Source organism: Streptomyces sp. SID14436, from assembly GCF_010548465.1.
Taxonomy (GTDB): Bacteria; Actinomycetota; Actinomycetes; order Streptomycetales; family Streptomycetaceae; genus Streptomyces.
The window spans coordinates 11,751-29,141 of record NZ_JAAGMD010000264.1 but is presented as its reverse complement, the minus strand read 5'-3'; the positions used below and the strand labels follow the sequence as shown (position 1 = coordinate 29,141).

Genomic DNA, 17,391 nt, shown 5'->3' with positions numbered 1-17,391 from the left:
CCGGTGATCCCGGGCCCTCGCGGTGCGCGGGTCGTCCCGCGCCCGGAAGGCCACCGCCGATGCCCGCACCGTCCCCCTCGCCCCGCTCGCCCTCGTCGACGCCCTCGTCCACGCCCTCCCCGGCACCGCCGGTGCTGGCGGAGGTGGTGCGCTCCGGCTTCGTCGAGGGGCGGCACCGGGGGAGCCTGGTCCTGCTCGGCGCCGACGGGGCCGTGGAGCTGGCGCTGGGCGAGGTGACGGCGCCCGTCTTCCCGCGCTCCAGCAACAAGCCGATGCAGGCGGCCGGGGTGCTGCGGGCGGGCCTGGACCTGTCGGGTGAGCGGCTGGCGCTCGCCGCCGCCAGCCACTCCGGAGAAACCTTTCACCGGGATCTGGTCCGCAAGATGCTCGCCGAGCACGGGCTGACCGCGGAACAGCTGGCCTGCCCGCCCGACCTGCCGCTGGACGCCGAGGAGCGGGAGACGTACCTGGCGGCCAGAGGCGTACGGGACCGGGTGACCATGAACTGCTCCGGCAAGCACACCGCGATGCTGGCGGCCTGCGCGCGCAACGGCTGGCCGCTGGAGGGCTACCTCGACCCGGACCACCCGCTCCAGCGGCTCATCCACCAGGGCGTGGAGGAAGCGGCGGGCGAACCGGTGGCGGCGACCGGCACCGACGGCTGCGGTGCCCCGCTGCTCGCCATCGGCCTCACCGGCCTGGCCCGCGCCTACCGCTCCTTCGTCCTGGCCGCTCCCGGCACGCCCGAACGCCGGGTCGCCGACGCGATGCGGGCCCACCCCGAGTACGTCGCCGGGACCCGCCGGGCCGACACCTGGCTGATGCGGGCCGTTCCCGGTGCCCTGTCCAAGATGGGCGCGGAGGCCGTCCAGGCGGTCGCCCTGCCGGACGGCCGGGCCCTGGCCTTCAAGGTGGAGGACGGCTCCCTGCGCGCCCTGGGCCCGGTCCTGGCCCGGGCCCTGCGGTTGATGGGCGTGGACGGCCCGGTGGTCGACCGGATCGGCGCCGCGCCGCTGACCGGGGGCGCGGAGGTGGTGGGGGAGGTCCGGGCGGTCTTCTGAGTCCTCGGAGGCCGTTGATCGGGCGCACGGGAACGACAGGCCGGGCGCAGGCCGCGCGCGCACGGGCGTCACGGTGGGCACCCGGCGGGCGCACGGCCGGCACCCGGCGGGCGCCCGGAAAATGCCACGACAGCGTTTCCCCGGCGCCCCTACCGTGGGGCGCATGACGTCCCGCTCCGCCATCGACGTACGCCCGATCACCGAGCCCGAGTTCCCGGACTGGAACCGGGCGCTCAACACCGGCTTCCTGCGCGAGCCCACCTCGTCCGACGACGTCCTGGAGGCGCGCCGCCTGCAGTTCCGGCCCGGCCGCTCGCTGGGGGCGTTCGACGACGGGCGCTGCGTGGCGACCCTCCGGTCCTTCCCGCAGGAGCTCACCGCGGTCGGCGGCGCGGCGGTGCCCGCCGACGCCGTCTCCAACGTCACCGTGACCGCCACCCACCGCCGGCGCGGCCTCCTCAGCCGGATGATGGCGCAGGACCTGGCCGCCGCGAAGGAGCGCGGGGACGTGGTCGCGACCCTGATCGCCGCCGAGTACCCGATCTACGGCCGGTACGGCTTCGGTCCCGCGACGTCGGCCACCGAGTGGACGGTCGACGTGCCGCGCAGCGGCCTGGACCCGCGCTGGGCGGGCCCCGAGGACGGCGGCCGGATCGACCTGGTGGACGGTGCGGACGTCCGCAAGCTGGGCCCGGAGCTGCACGAGCGGCTGCGGCGGAACCAGCCGGGCGCGGTGAGCCGCGACGACCTGTGGTGGCAGCTGGCCACCGGCGCCGTCCGCTTCCACGCCTCCTGGGACGAGCCGTACTTCGCCGTGTACCGGGCGGCGGACGGCGAGGTGCAGGGGATGGTCTCCTACCGCGCGGACGACACCTGGGGCGACGCCAAGCAGCCGTTGAACACGGCGACGGTGAAGTGGCTGCTCGCCGTGAGCCCGGCCGCCGAGCGGGCGCTGTGGCGGTACCTGTGCTCGATCGACTGGGTGGTGCGGGTCAGGAGCGGCTGGCGGGCCCCCGACGACCTGCTCCCGCAGTTCCTGCCCGACCCGCGGGCGGCCGCGGTCACCACCCAGGCGGACTGGTTGTGGGTGCGCGTCCTGGACGTCGTCCGGGCACTGGAGGCGCGGACGTACCAGGCCGCGGGCGCGCTGGTGCTGGAGGTGACGGACGGCAGCGGGCTGACCGGCGGCCGGTACCGGCTGGAGGCGTCCGCGGACGGGACCGGCCGGTGCGAGGAGACCACCGGGCGGGCCGATCTCACGCTGGGCGTGGCCGAGTTGGCGACGCTCTGGCTGGGGGACGAGTCGGCGGTGCGGCTGGCGGCGCTCGGCCGGGTCCGGGAAGAACGAGCGGGCGCCGCCCGTGAGGCCGACGCCCTGCTGCGTACGTCCCGGCGACCGTGGTGCCCGGACCTGTTCTGAGCGCTGTCGCGGTCGCGCTCCGGGTGCTGTCCTCCTTCCGCCGGTGACAGGTGGGCGCTCATCCGTAGCGAGCTGTTCAGTTGTGGTTGTGGTGGTGCGGGCGGTACCTGCTGACGGGGCTCCCGGCTCCCCTCCGGAAGGGGGCCCGGTCAGCGGTCCGGCCGGGGACGCCCGCTCAGCCGGGCTGGGCGAGCAGCATCACGAGGATGACCGCGCCGATGCCGCTGATCAGGTTGTTCTTCGCCTTGATGCCCACGGTGAGGGCGACGAAGGCGATGACCCCCATCGGCCCGAACTTCCCTTGCAGGACCTCTTCGAACCCCACGGCCAGGGCGGCGAGGACGAGGGCGATGAGCGGCATGGCGGTCCCCCTTGGCGTCGTGGTCCCCAACCGTCACCCTGGTGGCCAACCCCTCGTTGCGTCGACCATGTTGCTCAAGTTGGTCACCAACTTGTTCTGAGTTATCTCCACTTGTGGTCGACTCATAACCACCGTTGCCTGAACTGCCCAAAGATGGCGAGAAGTTGTAGGGTTTGGTTGTGGAGCCGGAACACGTCTCCGTCGCAGGACGGAAGAGGTCACAGCGGCCACGGAGGACACATCGCGAGGTGGCCGACGCGTTGCGCGACCGGATCAGGACCGGAGCGCTGCGACCGGGCGACCGCATGCCCACCCAGGCCCAGTTGGCCGGCGAGTTCGGTGTGGAGCGCGGCGTCGTGCGCCGTGCGCTGCGCATCCTGCAGTCCGAGCACCTGCTCGCCAACGTCTCCAAGGGCGCCCCGGCGACCGTCGCCGCAGGTCCGGCGCCCGTCCCGGCCGGCCCGGCGGCACCGCCCCAGCCCACCACCGTGGCCCTGGCGTCCCGCGTCACGGCGGCCTTCGAGGCGGAGCACGTGGAGATCGACGCCGTCTGCCTGACCGCGATCTCCCTCACCCTGGCCATCGGGGAACCGCTGCGCCGCATCCACGCCGGGCGGCAGAAACCGGCCAAGATCGACGTCCGGGTGCTGCTGCCCAGCCGGGACATCGACCTGGCCTTCCCGGTGCCGGTCGAGCGCCACCCCGGCGGCGACCCGGTGCACGAGCGGTGGCTGGCCCAGCGCAACGCCCAGGGCCAGGTGCTGCGGCACAACCTGCTCGCCCTGCGGGCCACCCACGGCATCGACGTGCGGGTCTCCTTCCGGGCCCTGCCGTTCACCCCGCCGGTGAAGCTGTACCTGCTGAACGGGGCGGAGGCGCTCTTCGCCTACTACACCCTGTCCCGCCACGAGACCCGCATCGACCACGAGAGCCTGCAGATGTACGACGCCCAGGGCATCCGGTCGATGCTGTTCTCCTTCGCGCAGGGCGCCGGCCCGCGGGACACCACGTTCGTCGAGCAGTCCCACCTGTGGTTCAACGCACTGTGGGAGACGATCAGTTCGGAGCTGGTGCTCACGAGCTGACGTCTCCCACGCGGACGGAGCGGAGCGGTCGCCGTACAGGGGCCCGAGGATCCGGAAGGGGGCCGCGGCCGCCTCACAGGGCGGGCCGGGCCACCAGTACGGCGAGCAGGACCGCCCCGGCGGAACTGACGGACGGGCGGTCGGCCTTGATGCCGATGGTGAGCAGCAGCAGGCCGAGGATGCCGGCGGTGCCGTACTTCCACTGCACGAGCTGTTCGAAGGTGACGACGAAGACGGCGGAGAGGAGAGCGAGAACATGCACGGCGACCCCCGGTGGCGTAAGTGTTCGCCAACTCTGCCAAGTTGGCTGCCAACTCTATGGAGGTTGTCCCCGCTTGGTGGATATCCATAAACAACTTCCGGGTAACTCCCCAAAGATGGATCAAAGTTGTAGCGTTTGGTCGTGACCCAGGAGAACGTCGCCGTGAACGGCAGCAGAAAGCTCTCCGCCCAGGAGATCGCCGAGGCCCTGCGCGGACGCATCCGCAGCGGTGACCTCAAGGCGGGCGAACGCCTGCCCACCCAGGCCGAACTCGCCGAGCAGTACGGCGTGGAACGCGGCGCCGTCCGCCAGGCCCTGCGCACTCTGCAGGAGGCCGGCCTGCTCACCCACGTCACCAAGGGCACCCCGCCCCGCGTCGCCGAACCGGTGACCGCCCCCGAGGAGCCCCAGCCGACGATGGTCGCCCTGGCGCCCCGCCTGACCGACGCCTTCGGCGCCGACCACGTCCGCATCGACGTCGTCTGCCACACCTCCGAGACCCTGATGGTCGCCCTAGGCCAGCCCCTGCGCATGATCCACGAGGGCGCCGTCCGTCCGCAGTCCATCGACTTCCGCATCCTGCTCCCCTCCCGCTCGATCAACCTGGCCTTCCCGGTCCTCGTCGAGGAGGACGGCGACGGCAGCGACCCGGTCCACGACCGCTGGCTGTCCATGCGCAACGCCCAGGCCCAGGTCCTGCGCCACAACCTCCACGCGGTCCGCGCCACCCACGGCATCGACGTCCAGGTCCGCTTCCGCGCCCTGCCGTTCACCCCGCCGATGAAGCTGTACCTGCTCAACGGCGCGGAGGCGCTGTACGGCTACTACCGGCTGGAGCGGCGCGAGGAGGAGTGGGACAGCCAGACCCTCGACATGTACGACGTCCTCGGCTCCCAGTCCCTGCTCTTCTGCTTCGCCCGGCAGGCGGGGCAGCGGGACCGGGCGTTCGTGGAGGAATCGCAGAAGTGGTTCGACGCCCTCTGGGAAACCATCACGACCGACCTGACACTCTCCTAGTGACTCCTGATACGACGCAGACTGATGCGGTGACGTCCGAGACCGGAGAAGAGCTGGCTGCACTACGGGAACTGATCACCCCCGCCCGCGTCGTGCTGTGGGACTTCGACGGCCCCATCTGCCGCCTGTTCGCCGGGCACTCGGCGGAGCGGGTGGCCCGCGAGCTCGTGGAGTGGCTGGAGCGGCAGGGGCTGAGCGGGCTGCTCAGCGACGAGGAGCGGGAACACCCCGATCCGCAGGTCGTGCTGCGGGCCGTGGACCGCCGCCACCCCGGCAGCGACCTCGTCACCGAGCTGGAGGCCCGGCTCACCGCGCAGGAGCGGCACGCGGTGGTCTCGGCCCAGCCCACCCCGTACGCCGACCCGGTCATCCGCACCTGGTCGGCGCTGGGCGGGCGGTTCGCCGTCACCACCAACAACTCGGCCCGCACGGTGGGCGACTACCTCGCCCGCCGCGATCTGCTGGACTGCTTCGCCCCGCACCTGTACGGGCGGACGATCCGGCTCGACCGGCTGAAGCCGGACCCGCACTGCCTGCTGCGCGCCCTGCAGGCCATGGGTGCGGCGGCCGGGTCGGCGCTGATGATCGGGGACAGCCCGGAGGACCGCGAGGCCGCCCGCCGGGCCGGCGTGCCCTTCCTCGGCTACGGGCGCGACGAGGACAGGACCGCCGCCCTCCGCAAGGCCGGGGCACAGGTCGTGGTGGACTCGCTGGAGAAGGTGCTGCACGTCCTGCGCTCCCCTCAGGCCTGAAGCAGCAGGCAGGTGAAGACGACCGCGGCGCCCATCGCCAGCCCGTCGTGCCGCGCCCGCACGGCCACCGCGCCCGTGCACACCAGCACCAGGCCGACGAAGCCGAGTCTGTCCTGCGCCAGCAGCCCCACCGAGAACTCCAGGACCGCACACGTCGCGTGAAAAAGAAGCATGTCCCCCACCCGCGTCCCTCACCGGTGACGGCGGACCCATCACCCCGTCCAATTGGGCTGGTTGCCTTAAAGTGGTTGTCCCCTGACTGGGAGATCCCTTAACAAGCCCGCCGGAATCAGCCCGAGTTGACGGAAAGCGGTTTGGTCGGGGGCGCGGAGCGGTACGGTCGGCATGTGGACGCGGAGCACACCGGAGAGGGCGGCGGCAGGGAGTTCAGGCGGGTCCTGGAAACCCTGCGCTCCCGCATGCTCGACGGCACGTATCCGCTGAACAGCCTCCTCCCGCCGCAGCGGGAGCTGGCCCTGGAGCTGGACGTCTCGCGGGACACGGTCCAGCGGGTGCTGCGGGAGCTGTCCGACGAGGGCTGGGTGCGGTCCCGGCGGGGCAGCGGCTCCAAGGTGATCAAGACGCAGCGCATCCAGGGCACGACCCCGCCGCCGGCGGAGGAGCCGGTGATGACCCTGGGCCGGGTCATCGGCAGCGCCTTCGAGCAGGACGAGGTCACCCTCGACGTCTGCACGCTGACGTCGGAGTCCCTCGGCATCCACGTGCGGCTGCTGCTGGACCGCATCCGCGCGGGGCAGAGCACCGCTCCGCGCAGTATCGACGTCCGGCTCATGCTGCCCGCCGAGTCCGTCCCCTGGCCCTACCCGGTCAACGTGGCCGACCCGGCCGACGACCGTCCGCGCGAGCGGCTGCGGGAGATAGCGCGCCGCAGCACCGCGACTCTCGAGGAGACCCTGTACGAGCTGAAGTCCGAGAACTTCGTGACGGACGTCCGCCTGCAGATCCGGCACGCCCCGACCGTGCCGGACTTCAAGGTGTACCTGCTCAACAAGAACCGCATGCTGTACGGCACCTACAAGGCCATCCGCCGCAAGATCAGGCTGTCCACCGGGGAGTCGGTCGACGTCGTCGACGTCCTCGGCCTCGACGCCGCGCTCCTGTACTTCAGCGGGGACGGCGGACACGCCGTCGACGCCTACATGGTGGACGACATGCAGACCTGGTTCGACTCACGGTGGGAACTGCTCACCGAGGAGGGCGTCACCGCACAGGGAGCCGCCGCGCCGCCCGCGTGACCGGCCCGAGCGAGGCCACCGCCCCGTCGGCGCCCAGCCCTGCCATCCGGCGCCGCTTGTCCCGGTCGCCCGTGCACGCCAGGAAGCGGACCCCGGCCCGCCGGGCGGCCTCCAGGTCCGTCACCTGGTCCCCGATCAGCAGCACCCGCGTCCGGTCCGGCCCGCCGAGCAGCTCAAGCGCGCAGTCCACCAGGTAGGGGTCCGGCTTCATCCGGCGCGGCTCGTCCGGGTCACGCCCGCACACGCCCGCGACGTGGCCCGCCAGCCCCTGGCGCGCGAGGTAGTCCCGCACCGGCCCGGCCGCGTTGTTGGTGACGACGACGACCGGCAGCCCGGAGCGCCGGAACTCCCGCAGCAGTTCCCCGGCCAGCGGGGTGGGCCGGGCGGTGCGCACGGCCTCGTACTCGTACCGGGTGACGATCTCGTGCGCCAGCCGCAGGGGCGCGCGGGTGAGGTGTTCCGGGCGGTGCTTGTCGGCCATGTCGCCCAGCCGCGGCAGGATGCCGTGCGAGTCGTGGCAGTCCTCCACCTCGCGGTCCAGCCGGCCCCAGTGGCGGCGCGCCATGGTCTTGATCTCCGCGGCCACGTGCGCGGTGGGGACCGGGCCGAACAGGTCGCAGACGGGGCCGTCGAAGTCGAGCAGCACCGCCTCGGTCCCGGCGAGCAGGGCGGGCAGCGCGGTGCTCCGCGCGCGGTCCCCGACCCCCGGAAGCGTCGATGTCATTGAGCAAGGATGCACGAAGGGCGCCGGGCCGGCAGCCCGATCGTCAACTCGCCGCACTTCTGTCACTCCCCGGGCGGCACCGGGCCCGCGTCGGCGCCGGTCCCGGGTATGGGGTACGGCCCGCGCGCTGTGCCGGAGCCGGGCGAGGGCCGCCGTGAACCACCGGGTCCGGCAGCTCGTACTGGTGGGCGTTCCGTCGTCCGCGCGGGCGACGCGAGCAGCACCGTCCCCGGATCGTGCTTCTGGCACGATGCACTGGCGCGGGGGAGTACGGTTCTCCCCCACCCCCCAGTCCTTCGACGCGGCCTCTGGTGAAAGAACGGGCGATGTCACCCGAAACGGCTTCCACGACTCGACGGCGTGCCGTTGAAATGAGTGGTGACGCGAGCCTGGTGGTCGGTCCTCTCACGGGATACCACCACGAGACGTACGTGTTCCCGCTGCCCGACCCCGCCGGCACCGGCCCGCAGGTCCGCTGGAAGTGCCGCGAACCGCGCCGGGGCCTGCTGTGGTTCGACCGGCGCTGCTTCTACTCCGAGGAACTCCTGCTGCGGGAACTGCAGGGCCGCGTCACCGGCATCCCCGAGATCATCCGGGCGGGCTCCACGTCCCTGCAGCGCTTCGTCGAGGGCATGACGCTGGGCACCCTCCACGCGGCGGGCACCGCCGTCCCGGAACACCTGGCCGGCCAGATCACCGAGGTGTTCCGGCAGTTGGCCGCCCTGGGGGTGGGGGACGTGCGGGCGCGGCGCCGGTGCCGGTCCGATGACCGGCCGGCCGACGGGGACACCACGGGCTTCCTCCAGCGGCTGCTGCACTTCACCGAACGCCGGGTGTACCGGCACAACAGCAAGCGCTTCGAGACCCTCTTCCGGGCGCTCGGCGTGGACGCCCTGTGCTTCGACCGGCTCCGGCTGCGGCTGCGGGACCTCACGCCGAGGCCGTTCTGCCTGCTCCACGCCGACCTGCACCGGGAGAACTTCGTCGTCGACCCGTACGGCGGCCTGTGGACCATCGACTGGGAACTCGCCATGGTCGGGGACCCGTTGTACGACCTCGCCACGCACCTGCACCTGATGCGGTATCCCGCCGCGCAGGGCGAGGAGATGACCGCACGATGGCGGGAGGCCGTCGAGTCGGTCCGTCCGGGAGCGTCCCGGGGCTGGGAGGCCGACCTGCCCAGGCTGCTCGCCTACAAGCGGGCCCAGTCGGTGTTCACCGACGCCATCCGGGCGTGCCTGTCGCTCGAAACCGCCCCGGACGACGACCCGGACATCTACGACCACGCGGCCGTTCAGCTCTGGCATGTGCTCACCGCCGCCGCGGATCCCCTCGGCCTGGAGGCAGTGCCGAGTCCGCGGGACATCTCGTCCGCCCTCACCCGCTGGTACTGGGAACACCGGGAGTCCCCCGCGCGGGACGCGCGGTAGCGTGCGCGTCGCCGATGCGGATACCGACGCCCCTGTGCCGCAGTGGCGTTCCGGTCCAGGTGGGTGTGGGTGACCTTGCGGTCGAGGTCGGTGCAGGCCGACCGCACGGCTCCGGCAGCCCGTACGTCCGGCTGTCCTCCGGCCCGCGCGCCCTGAGCGGGTGGGGGCACGGCGGAGTCATGGCCGGGGGCTTCGTGGCTCCGGCTGCACCGGCGTGGGCGTCGGCCTGCGCGGCGACGTTCACCTCCAGCACGCGCCGGATCTCGTAGAGCTCCACCAGGCCCGGCAGCGGCCGGAGTTGAGGGGTCAGCGAGAGGCTGCCGATGAGGTCCTCCGGCCTGGGCGGGGAGACGTAGGTGCCGGAGCCGTGCCGCGGTTCGACCACGCCGAGGGCGGCGAGCTTGCGCACCGCCTCGCGCGGCGAGCCGTGCGACACCCCCAGTTCCTCGCACAGGTCCGCCTCCGGCGGGCATCCTGAGTCATCGAACATCTCCGGTCACGCGTCCGATGAGTCGTCACCGGTGGAGGGCTGATCCCGGGGCCGCCCGGGGCCGCGAGGGGAGTCAGGTGAGCGAGTCCGAGGTCATCACCGCACCGCGTCCGCTGCTGTTGGCCGACGGACGGCCGGCGGCCGACGCCTGGTCGCTGGATCCGGCCCTGCGCCACCTCAACCACGGGTCCTTCGGAGCCGTGCCGCTGGTCGCGCAGGAACGGCAGCAGCGGTTGCGCGACCGGATGGAGAGCGCGCCCGTGGTGTGGTTCCCGGCGCTGCCGCAGCGGCTCGCGGCGGCCCGGACCGGCCTCGCGGCCTTCCTCGGGGCGGACCCGGACGACCTCGCCCTGGTGCCGAACGCCAGCGCCGGCGTCAGCGTCGTCTACGCCGGCCTGGAGCACCGCCCGGGTGGCGAGATCGTCGTCACCGACCACGGCTACGGCGCCGTCACCATGGGCGCGGAGCGCCTCGCCCGCCGCTGGGGCGGCCGGATCCGTACCGCCCGGGTGCCGCTCGGCGCGGACGCGGACCGGGCGTTCGAGGCCGTGGCCGCCGAACTGAGCGACGCCACCGCCCTCGTCGTCGTCGACCAGATCACCTCCGCGACCGCCCGCCGGCTGCCGGTGGAGCGGATCGCGGCGGAGACCCGGCGGCGCGGGGTGCCGCTGCTGGTGGACGGCGCGCACGCGCCGGGCCTGATCGCGGCGCCCCTGGACGGCGAGCCGTACGACTTCTGGGTGGGCAACCTCCACAAGTGGGGCTGCGCGCCGCGCGGTACGGCGGCGCTGGTGGCCCGGGGGCCGCTGCGCGACGGGCTGTACCCGCTGATCGACTCCTGGGGCGCCGAGGAACCGTACCCCGCCCGTTTCGACCAGCAGGGCACGCTCGACGCCACCGGCCACCTGGCCGCCGCGACCGCGCTGGACTTCATCGGCGGCACCTGGGGCTGGCCCGCCGCCCGCCGCTACATGGACGACCTCGCCGGGTACGCCGAGCGCGTCATCGGCGCCGCCTTCGCCGAGCTCACCGGCACCGACGACGGCCCGGTGGACGTGGGGATGCCCGTGCCGGGGATGCGGCTGGTGCGGCTGCCGGACGGGCTGGCCGACAGCCGGATCGCGGCCGACGCGCTGCGCGACCGGGCCGCCCGCGAGCTGGGCGTGGAGGCGGCCTTCACCAGCTTCGGCAGGCTCGGCTACCTGCGGCTGTCCGCCCACGTCTACAACACCGCCGAGGACTACGAGTACTTCGCCGAACGCTGCGTGCCCGTGCTCGGCGACTGGGCCCGCGAGGCCCGCGCGGCGGCCGCTGCCCCCGGCATGCCGCACCCCGCACGCCCGGCCCGCACCGACGCGCCCTGACGGACACCCCCGCCCCCGACTCCCGTGTCCAAGGGATCATCTCCAGCTTCACCACCGACCGGGGCCCCGATGTCCGCGGCAGCGGTCCTCACCATCCTCCCCACGATGCTCCCCACGATGCTCCTGTTCGCCTTCGCCGGCCGCCACATCGTCCGGGGACCGACGCCGGGGCGGTGAAGGGGTGAGGGGCGGGGGTGCGGGCGGCGAATGTCGAATTTGCCGTGCTTGCGCGGGAAACACGTGCGGTATTCGGGTGGTCGGATTCCCGCACGGAATGGAGGGGTACGTCCTCCGATTCGCTGTGGCCGGCCGCCGTGCCGGGGTGAAAGTAAACCCTTGTCACCCGCGCCCCCCATGTGCCTAGTATTCGAGCACGGGGATCTCGGGCCGCTGCGGCGGCCCGGCGCTCCCGCCTGCCGATATTCATGGGGGAACTGGCATGGAGCCACCGCGCAAGACATCCTTATGCAAGGAACGCGATCCGCGTTCGAGTGTCGGCCCTCGTCCGCTGTCCGTATTCTGCCCGGACGCCGGACCCGCCCGCCCCGCACCGCGCGGACACCGGGTGGACGACAGGCCCGCCGATTTCACCGCGATGCCGCGACGCCCGGCGTCGTCCCGCGTCTCGGCCGCTTCCGCGACGACCCCGCTCCGGACCCGCATCTCCCACCCCGTCACGGGGCGGGAGAGCGGCATCCCGGCGAGCGCGCGTCCCGTCGCCACCGCCGGCCCCGGACAGCGCACGAGAACGTCCAGACCCCGCGCATCGAGACGTGGCCTGCAGGTACGGCGCGTCCACCCGACGTCCTGACCCGTACCGTCCGCCCCTGAGCCGGGCCGCCGAGGCGCCCCGCGGGCCCCGGGCCCGAGCCGCCGTGTCCGGCGTCGCACCCTCGGGCGGCCCTCCGCCCTGACGCCTTCTTCCGAACGCACCGCCCCTCCCGGCGCCCTGTCCGCCCGGGTGACGCGGTGTGCCCGTCAGCGATGACCGACGCTCGACGGACCCTGAGAGTGGGGATGTAGCGCAGAAACATGAGCACCCACAGTATTGCCTCCGAATTAATGAGCCCGGCTGCCGCCAGGACAGCCGTGGACGCCGTCATCTCCGATTTCCTCGACGACCGCCGCAGAGATTCCGGACAACGCGAATTGGCCGGAGCCGTGAAACTCCTCGAAGAATTCATGGTCGGCGGCAAACGAATAAGGCCGATTCTCGCCGTTCTCGGATGGCAGGCGGCCGGCGGAAAGGGCGACGAGACCACCGTGCTCCGGGTGGCCGCGTCACTCGAGATGTTTCACGCTTTCGCTCTCATCCACGACGACATCATGGACGACAGCGACACCCGGCGCGGTCGTCCCACCGTCCACCGGATCCTCGCCGGGGAACGCGGCGACGACCCCTCCGAGCGGTACGGCATCGGCGGTGCCGTGCTGCTGGGCGATCTGGCCTTCGCCTGGTCCGACGACCTGCTGCACACCGCCGCACTCACGTCCGCGCAGTCGGCCGCGGTGCTGCCGATCCTCGGCGAGATGCGCACCGAGGTCATGCTCGGCCAGTACCTCGACCTCCGGGCGACCGGCGAACTCACCGACGACATCGACGCCACGCTGACCGTCAACCGCTACAAGACCGCCAAGTACACGGTGGAACGGCCCCTGCACATCGGCGCCGCCCTCGCGGGTGCCGACACCCCGGTCCTCGCCGCCTGCACGGCGTTCGCACTCCCTCTCGGGGAGGCGTTCCAGCTCCGCGACGACCTGCTGGGCGTGTACGGCGAGGTGCGGCAGACCGGCAAGTCCCGCCTGGACGACCTCCGGGCCGGCAAGAACACCACCCTGGTCGCGTCGGCGCTGCGGGCGGGCAGTACCGCACAACGCACCAGGCTGCGCACGCTGATCGGCGACCCGGGCCTGGACGAGACCGACGCGGAGGAGATCCGCGCGATCTTCGAGGCGACCGGCGCCCGCAGCGCCGTCGAGCGCATGATCGACGACCGCTACCGGCAGGCGCTGCGCGTTCTGGACACCGCCCCCTTCACCGCCGACGCGGTCACCGCCCTCAAGCACCTGTCCGCCACGGCCACCAGGAGGACGTCATGACCATGGAACCGACCACACTCACCGCACCCGCCCCGGCGGGGACGACCGGCCGATGGCAGGAGTGCACGGACCGGTTCGCCGCCCTCTTCGACCGGTTCGTCGGCCACGAGGCCCGCAAGGTGGAGCTGACGGACGCGGAACTGCGCGAGGTCATCGACGCCTGCAACCGGGCCGTCGCCCCGCTCGGCAAGAGCGTCTCGGACAAGCGCTGGATCTCGTACATGGACGTCGTGCGCTGGTCGCAGAGCGCCCGCCACATCAAGGACATGGAGGCGTTCAAAGCGGTCTGCGTGCTCAACTGCGTGACCTTCGTGTGGGACGACATGGACCCGGCCCTGCACGACTTCGACGCCTTCCTGCCCAGGCTGCGTGAGGTGTGCGAGCGGTACTACACCCCGCAGGACGCCGAGTTCGCGTACGAGGGCGCCCGCGCCTTCGTGACCAGTGACCACATGTTCCGCGACTCGGAGCTGAAGCGGGTGCTCTGCGGCACCTCACCCGAGCAGTACTTCCGCTTCCGCGTCACCGACGTCGGGGTGGACTTCTGGATGAGGATGTCGTACCCGATCTACCGCCACCCCGAGCTGACCGAGCACGCGAAGACGGGCCTGGCCGCCCGGATGACCACCCGGGGGCTGGCCGTCGTCAACGACTTCTACTCCTACGAACGGGAACAGGCCCTCGGACAGATCACCAACTGCTTCCGGCTGTGCGACATGTCCGACGAGACCGCCTTCCAGGCGTTCTTCCAGGACCGCCTCGACGACATGGCCGAGGACATGCGGTGCATCGGGGCGTTCGACCCGCTCACCCGGGACGTGCTGCTCGACCTCATCCGGGGCAACTTCGTGTGGACCACCCGCGACCGGCGCTACCAGGCCGCGGTCAACGACGTCAACTCACGCATCCAGTAGGGGAGTCGGCATGCCCGCCAGCCGCAGATCACCGGCGGTGGAACGGTCGTGGCGGATCGGCACCGCGCCCGGCGCGGTGCCGCTGCTCGGGCACGTCCCCGCGCTGTGGCGCCGCCCGTTGCCGTTCCTCGCCTCGCTGCCCGCCCACGGCGACCTCGTCGAGATCCGGCTCGGCCCCGCCCGCGCCTACCTCGCCGCCCACCCGGAACTGGTCCGGCACGTGCTGCTCAACCCGCGCGTGTTCGACAAGGGCGGTGTCTTCGACAAGGCGCGCCAGTTGCTCGGCAACAGCCTGTCGGTGTCCCGCGGAGAGGAGCACCGCTTCCAACGGCGCCTGATCCAGCCCGCCTTCCACACCAGCAGGATCGCCGCCTACACGACCGCGGTGGCCGCCGACACCCGTACCGTCACCGACGGCTGGCGGCCCGGCGAGACCCGGGACATCGGCGACGCCATGCACGCCCTGCTGATGCGGGTCGCCGCCCGCACCCTGTTCTCCACCGGGCTCGACCACGACACCATCGAGGAGGCCCGGCAGTGCCTGCGGACGGTCTCGCAGGGCATCTACCGCCGGACCATCGCGCCCCTGGGCGTCCTGGAGAGGCTGCCCACGCCGGGGAAACGCGCCTACGACCACGCCAACGACCGGTTGCGGCAGATCGTCGCGGACATGATCGCCGAGCGGCGCCGGTCCGGTGCCGACCACGGCGACCTGCTGTCCACCCTGCTGAGGGCCGAGCACCCCGAGACCGGGGAGAGGCTGGACGACGCCCAGATCCTGGACCAGGTGGTGACCTTCCTGGTCGCCGGCAGCGAGACCACCGCATCCACCCTGGCGTTCGTCTTCCATCTGCTGGGCTCGCTGCCCGAGGTGGAGCAGCGGGTGCACGCCGAGGTGGACGGCGTCCTGCAGGGCCGCACACCGGTCCACGACGACCTGCCGTCGCTGCCGTACACCCGCAACGTGATCACCGAGGCGCTGCGGCTGTATCCGCCGTCGTGGATGGCGATGCGGGTCACGGCCGAGGACACCGAACTCGGCGGCCGCACCCTCCCCGCCCGCACGATGATTCTCTACAGCGCCTACGCCCTGCACCACAATCCCGAACTCTTCCCGGACCCCGGGACGTTCGACCCGGACCGCTGGGCGGACGAGCGGGCCGCCCGGGTCCCGAGGGGAGCGCTGCTGCCGTTCGGCGCGGGCAGCCACAAGTGCATCGGTGACGTCCTCGCGCTCACCGAGACCGCCCTGATCGTCGCGACCGTGGCCGCACGCTGGCGCCTGCGCCCGGTCCCCGGCAGCCGCCTGCGTCCCGAACCCAAGGCCACCCTGGAGTCGGGCCCCCTGCCCATGACCCTCGAACGCCGCTGACCCGCTCCCGACCTGTCGTCCTTCCCGCTACCACTCCTTCTCGCCACCACTCCTTTCTCACCACCAGCCCTTCCCACGACCAGCCCTTCCCGCGACCAGTCCTTGCCACGACCAGCCCTTCCCGCGACCAGTCCTTGCCACGACCAGCCCTTCCCACCACCACTCCTTGCCACGACCAGCCCTTCCCACCACCAGTCCTTGCCACGACCAGCCCTTCCCACCACCACTCCTTGCCTCGACTCTCCGTCCGCACCGTCCCAGGGGGCGCATTCGGTATGAAGACCCAGTCCGACCCGGCCCGGCGCACGTGGCGGATCGCCAGGGCGCCGGGCCGGCTCCCGCTGGCCGGCCACGCCCTGCACCTGGCGCGCCGCCCGCTGGAGTACCTCACGTCCCTGCCGGCGCTCGGCGACCTGGTCCAGCTGCGGCTGGGCAACCGGCTCACCTATCTGCCCTGTCACCCGGAGCTGGTGCAGGAGGTGCTGCTGAACGCGCGGATCTACGACACCGGCGGCCCGGTGAAGGAGAAGGCCCGCCCCATCCTCGGCAACGGGCTGATCACCTCCGACTGGGCCGACCACCGCCGGCAGCGGCGGATGGTCCAGCCGGCCTTCCACCCCGCCCGCATCGCGACCTACGCCCAGGTGATGCAGGAGGAGTGCGCGGCACACGCGGAGACCTGGCACCCGGGCCGGCCGTTCGACATCGGTGACGCGATGCAGGCGCTGACCGCGCGGGTGACGGCACGGGCGCTGTTCTCGACGGACATGGCCCCGCACTCCGTGGCCGAGGTCCAGCGGAGCCTGCCGATCATGGTGCGTGGCGCGTTCCGCCGGGCCCTCGACCCCACCGGCCTGGTCGCCCGGCTGCCGCTCGCCGCGAACCGCGAGTTCGACGCCGCGCTCGGCAGGCTGCACCGGCTCATCGACGGCATCATCGGCGACTACCGGCGTTCCGGCGAGGACCGTGGCGACCTGCTGTCCGCCCTGCTGGCCGCACGGGACGACGAGGACGGCGGCGCGATGACCGACCGGGAGGTGCACGACCAGGTCATGACGCTGCTGCTGGCCGGGGTGGAGACGACCGCGAGCGCCCTGACCTGGACCTGGCATCTGCTGGCGGCCCACCCCGAGGCCGAGGGGCAACTGCACGCCGAGGTCGACGAGGTGCTGGGCGGGCGGGCCCCGACGTACGCCGACGTGCCGAGGCTCGCCCACACCCAGCGGGTCTTCACCGAGGCGCTGCGCCTGTACCCGCCGGCCTGGATGTTCACCAGGATGACCACCCGGCCCACCGAACTGGCCGGTCACCGGCTGCCGGCCGGGACGGACATCCTGATCAGCCCCTACGTCATCCACCGTCTTCCAGCCCTCTTCCCGCGCCCCGAGGTCTTCGACCCCGGCCGGTGGCTGCCCGAGCGCGCCAAGGACGTCACCCGGGGCTCGTACCTGCCGTTCGGCGGGGGCAGCCGCAAGTGCATCGGGGACGTCTTCGGGATGACGGAGGCCACCCTCGCCCTGGCCGCCCTCGCCTCCCACTGGCGCCTGCGGCCCGTGCCCGGCGAGACCCTCTCACCGCAGGCCGGCATGAGCCTGACGGCCGGCCCGCTGACGATGGTCCCGGAACCGCGCTGAGCGAAGCGAGCGAAGGCCGCGGCGAGGACGGCTGCGAGGATCCCGGTATGGGACGGAGAGGAACGGAGGGAACGGAGGGAACGGGGCGGGAAAACCCGTTGGTGGCCCGGGCCGGCCGCTGCTAGGTTCGGCGAGGCCGTGCTGCAGAA

At 72.5% G+C, this 17,391-nt stretch carries 17 protein-coding genes; 12 read left to right on the top strand and 5 right to left on the bottom strand.

Features of this window, described 5'->3' with window-relative positions; translation table 11 throughout:
• Positions 1 to 59 precede the first annotated feature (59 nt).
• The gene (locus G3I53_RS09725) at positions 60 to 1,061 is read left to right on the top strand and encodes an asparaginase (RefSeq protein WP_164338030.1); all 1,002 of its coding nucleotides are present in this window, start codon (positions 60 to 62) and stop codon (positions 1,059 to 1,061) included.
• Positions 1,062 to 1,224: 163 nt separating this feature from the next.
• Positions 1,225 to 2,481, top strand: a complete 1,257-nt coding sequence (locus G3I53_RS09720) for a GNAT family N-acetyltransferase (protein ID WP_164338031.1) — start codon at positions 1,225 to 1,227, stop codon at positions 2,479 to 2,481.
• Between the two features lie 175 nt (positions 2,482 to 2,656).
• Here the strand turns inward: G3I53_RS09720 and G3I53_RS09715 are convergent, their stop codons facing one another.
• Positions 2,657 to 2,842: a hypothetical protein gene (locus tag G3I53_RS09715; RefSeq protein WP_164338032.1), complete on the bottom strand. Its 186-nt coding sequence runs from the start codon at positions 2,840 to 2,842 to the stop codon at positions 2,657 to 2,659.
• 173 nt (positions 2,843 to 3,015) lie between these two features.
• Between G3I53_RS09715 and G3I53_RS09710 the strand changes: the two genes are divergently transcribed.
• Entirely contained in the window at positions 3,016 to 3,927 is a 912-nt protein-coding gene (locus G3I53_RS09710; protein WP_164338033.1) for a winged helix-turn-helix domain-containing protein, read from the top strand.
• Positions 3,928 to 4,000: 73 nt separating this feature from the next.
• Here the strand turns inward: G3I53_RS09710 and G3I53_RS09705 are convergent, their stop codons facing one another.
• Entirely contained in the window at positions 4,001 to 4,189 is a 189-nt protein-coding gene (locus tag G3I53_RS09705) for a hypothetical protein (RefSeq protein WP_164338034.1), read from the bottom strand.
• A gap of 135 nt (positions 4,190 to 4,324) precedes the next feature.
• On the opposite strand from G3I53_RS09705, the gene G3I53_RS09700 reads away from it, so the two are divergent.
• Together G3I53_RS09700 and G3I53_RS09695 are read left to right on the top strand one after the other, a co-directional pair.
• Positions 4,325 to 5,206: a winged helix-turn-helix domain-containing protein gene (locus G3I53_RS09700; protein ID WP_164338035.1), complete on the top strand. Its 882-nt coding sequence runs from the start codon at positions 4,325 to 4,327 to the stop codon at positions 5,204 to 5,206.
• Entirely contained in the window at positions 5,155 to 5,958 is an 804-nt protein-coding gene (locus G3I53_RS09695) for an HAD family hydrolase (protein WP_164338036.1), read from the top strand. The genes G3I53_RS09700 and G3I53_RS09695 overlap by 52 nt, the downstream gene beginning before the upstream one ends.
• Here the strand turns inward: G3I53_RS09695 and G3I53_RS09690 are convergent.
• Positions 5,949 to 6,131, bottom strand: a complete 183-nt coding sequence (locus tag G3I53_RS09690) for a hypothetical protein (RefSeq protein WP_164338037.1) — start codon at positions 6,129 to 6,131, stop codon at positions 5,949 to 5,951. The genes G3I53_RS09695 and G3I53_RS09690 overlap by 10 nt on opposite strands.
• A gap of 174 nt (positions 6,132 to 6,305) precedes the next feature.
• Between G3I53_RS09690 and G3I53_RS09685 the strand changes: the two genes are divergently transcribed.
• The gene (locus G3I53_RS09685; RefSeq protein ID WP_164338038.1) at positions 6,306 to 7,214 is read left to right on the top strand and encodes a winged helix-turn-helix domain-containing protein; all 909 of its coding nucleotides are present in this window, start codon (positions 6,306 to 6,308) and stop codon (positions 7,212 to 7,214) included.
• On the opposite strand, the gene G3I53_RS34355 is transcribed toward G3I53_RS09685, so the two are convergent.
• Positions 7,180 to 7,938: an HAD family hydrolase gene (locus G3I53_RS34355; protein WP_164338039.1), complete on the bottom strand. Its 759-nt coding sequence runs from the start codon at positions 7,936 to 7,938 to the stop codon at positions 7,180 to 7,182. The two genes, G3I53_RS09685 and G3I53_RS34355, sit on opposite strands and share 35 nt — an antisense overlap.
• 371 nt (positions 7,939 to 8,309) lie before the next feature.
• Here G3I53_RS34355 and G3I53_RS09675 point away from each other — a divergent pair, with 371 nt between their 5' ends.
• The gene (locus G3I53_RS09675) at positions 8,310 to 9,368 is read left to right on the top strand and encodes a phosphotransferase (RefSeq protein WP_239063716.1); all 1,059 of its coding nucleotides are present in this window, start codon (positions 8,310 to 8,312) and stop codon (positions 9,366 to 9,368) included.
• On the opposite strand, the gene G3I53_RS33740 is transcribed toward G3I53_RS09675, so the two are convergent.
• Positions 9,316 to 9,858 carry a GntR family transcriptional regulator gene (locus tag G3I53_RS33740; RefSeq protein WP_239063714.1) on the bottom strand — a complete coding sequence of 181 codons (543 nt, stop codon included), beginning with the start codon at positions 9,856 to 9,858 and terminating at the stop codon, positions 9,316 to 9,318. The genes G3I53_RS09675 and G3I53_RS33740 overlap by 53 nt on opposite strands.
• 77 nt (positions 9,859 to 9,935) lie before the next feature.
• Here G3I53_RS33740 and G3I53_RS09665 point away from each other — a divergent pair, with 77 nt between their 5' ends.
• The 5 genes from G3I53_RS09665 (at position 9,936) to G3I53_RS09645 (ending at position 17,242) form a co-directional block, all read left to right on the top strand.
• On the top strand, positions 9,936 to 11,222 hold the full coding sequence (locus tag G3I53_RS09665) for an aminotransferase class V-fold PLP-dependent enzyme (protein WP_164438222.1): 1,287 nt from the start codon (positions 9,936 to 9,938) through the stop codon (positions 11,220 to 11,222).
• Positions 11,223 to 12,254: 1,032 nt separating this feature from the next.
• Positions 12,255 to 13,322 (top strand): polyprenyl synthetase family protein, encoded by a 1,068-nt coding sequence (locus G3I53_RS09660; RefSeq protein WP_164333866.1) that lies wholly within the window; start codon positions 12,255 to 12,257, stop codon positions 13,320 to 13,322.
• Positions 13,319 to 14,236, top strand: coding sequence for a terpene synthase family protein (locus G3I53_RS09655; RefSeq protein ID WP_164333865.1), 918 nt, complete (start codon positions 13,319 to 13,321; stop codon positions 14,234 to 14,236). Before G3I53_RS09660 ends, G3I53_RS09655 begins: the two co-directional genes overlap by 4 nt.
• Before the next feature lie 10 nt (positions 14,237 to 14,246).
• A complete protein-coding gene (locus tag G3I53_RS09650; RefSeq protein WP_164333864.1) occupies positions 14,247 to 15,608 on the top strand; it encodes a cytochrome P450 in 1,362 nt (453 codons plus the stop codon).
• Between the two features lie 275 nt (positions 15,609 to 15,883).
• Entirely contained in the window at positions 15,884 to 17,242 is a 1,359-nt protein-coding gene (locus tag G3I53_RS09645) for a cytochrome P450 (protein WP_164333863.1), read from the top strand.
• Positions 17,243 to 17,391 lie beyond the last annotated feature (149 nt).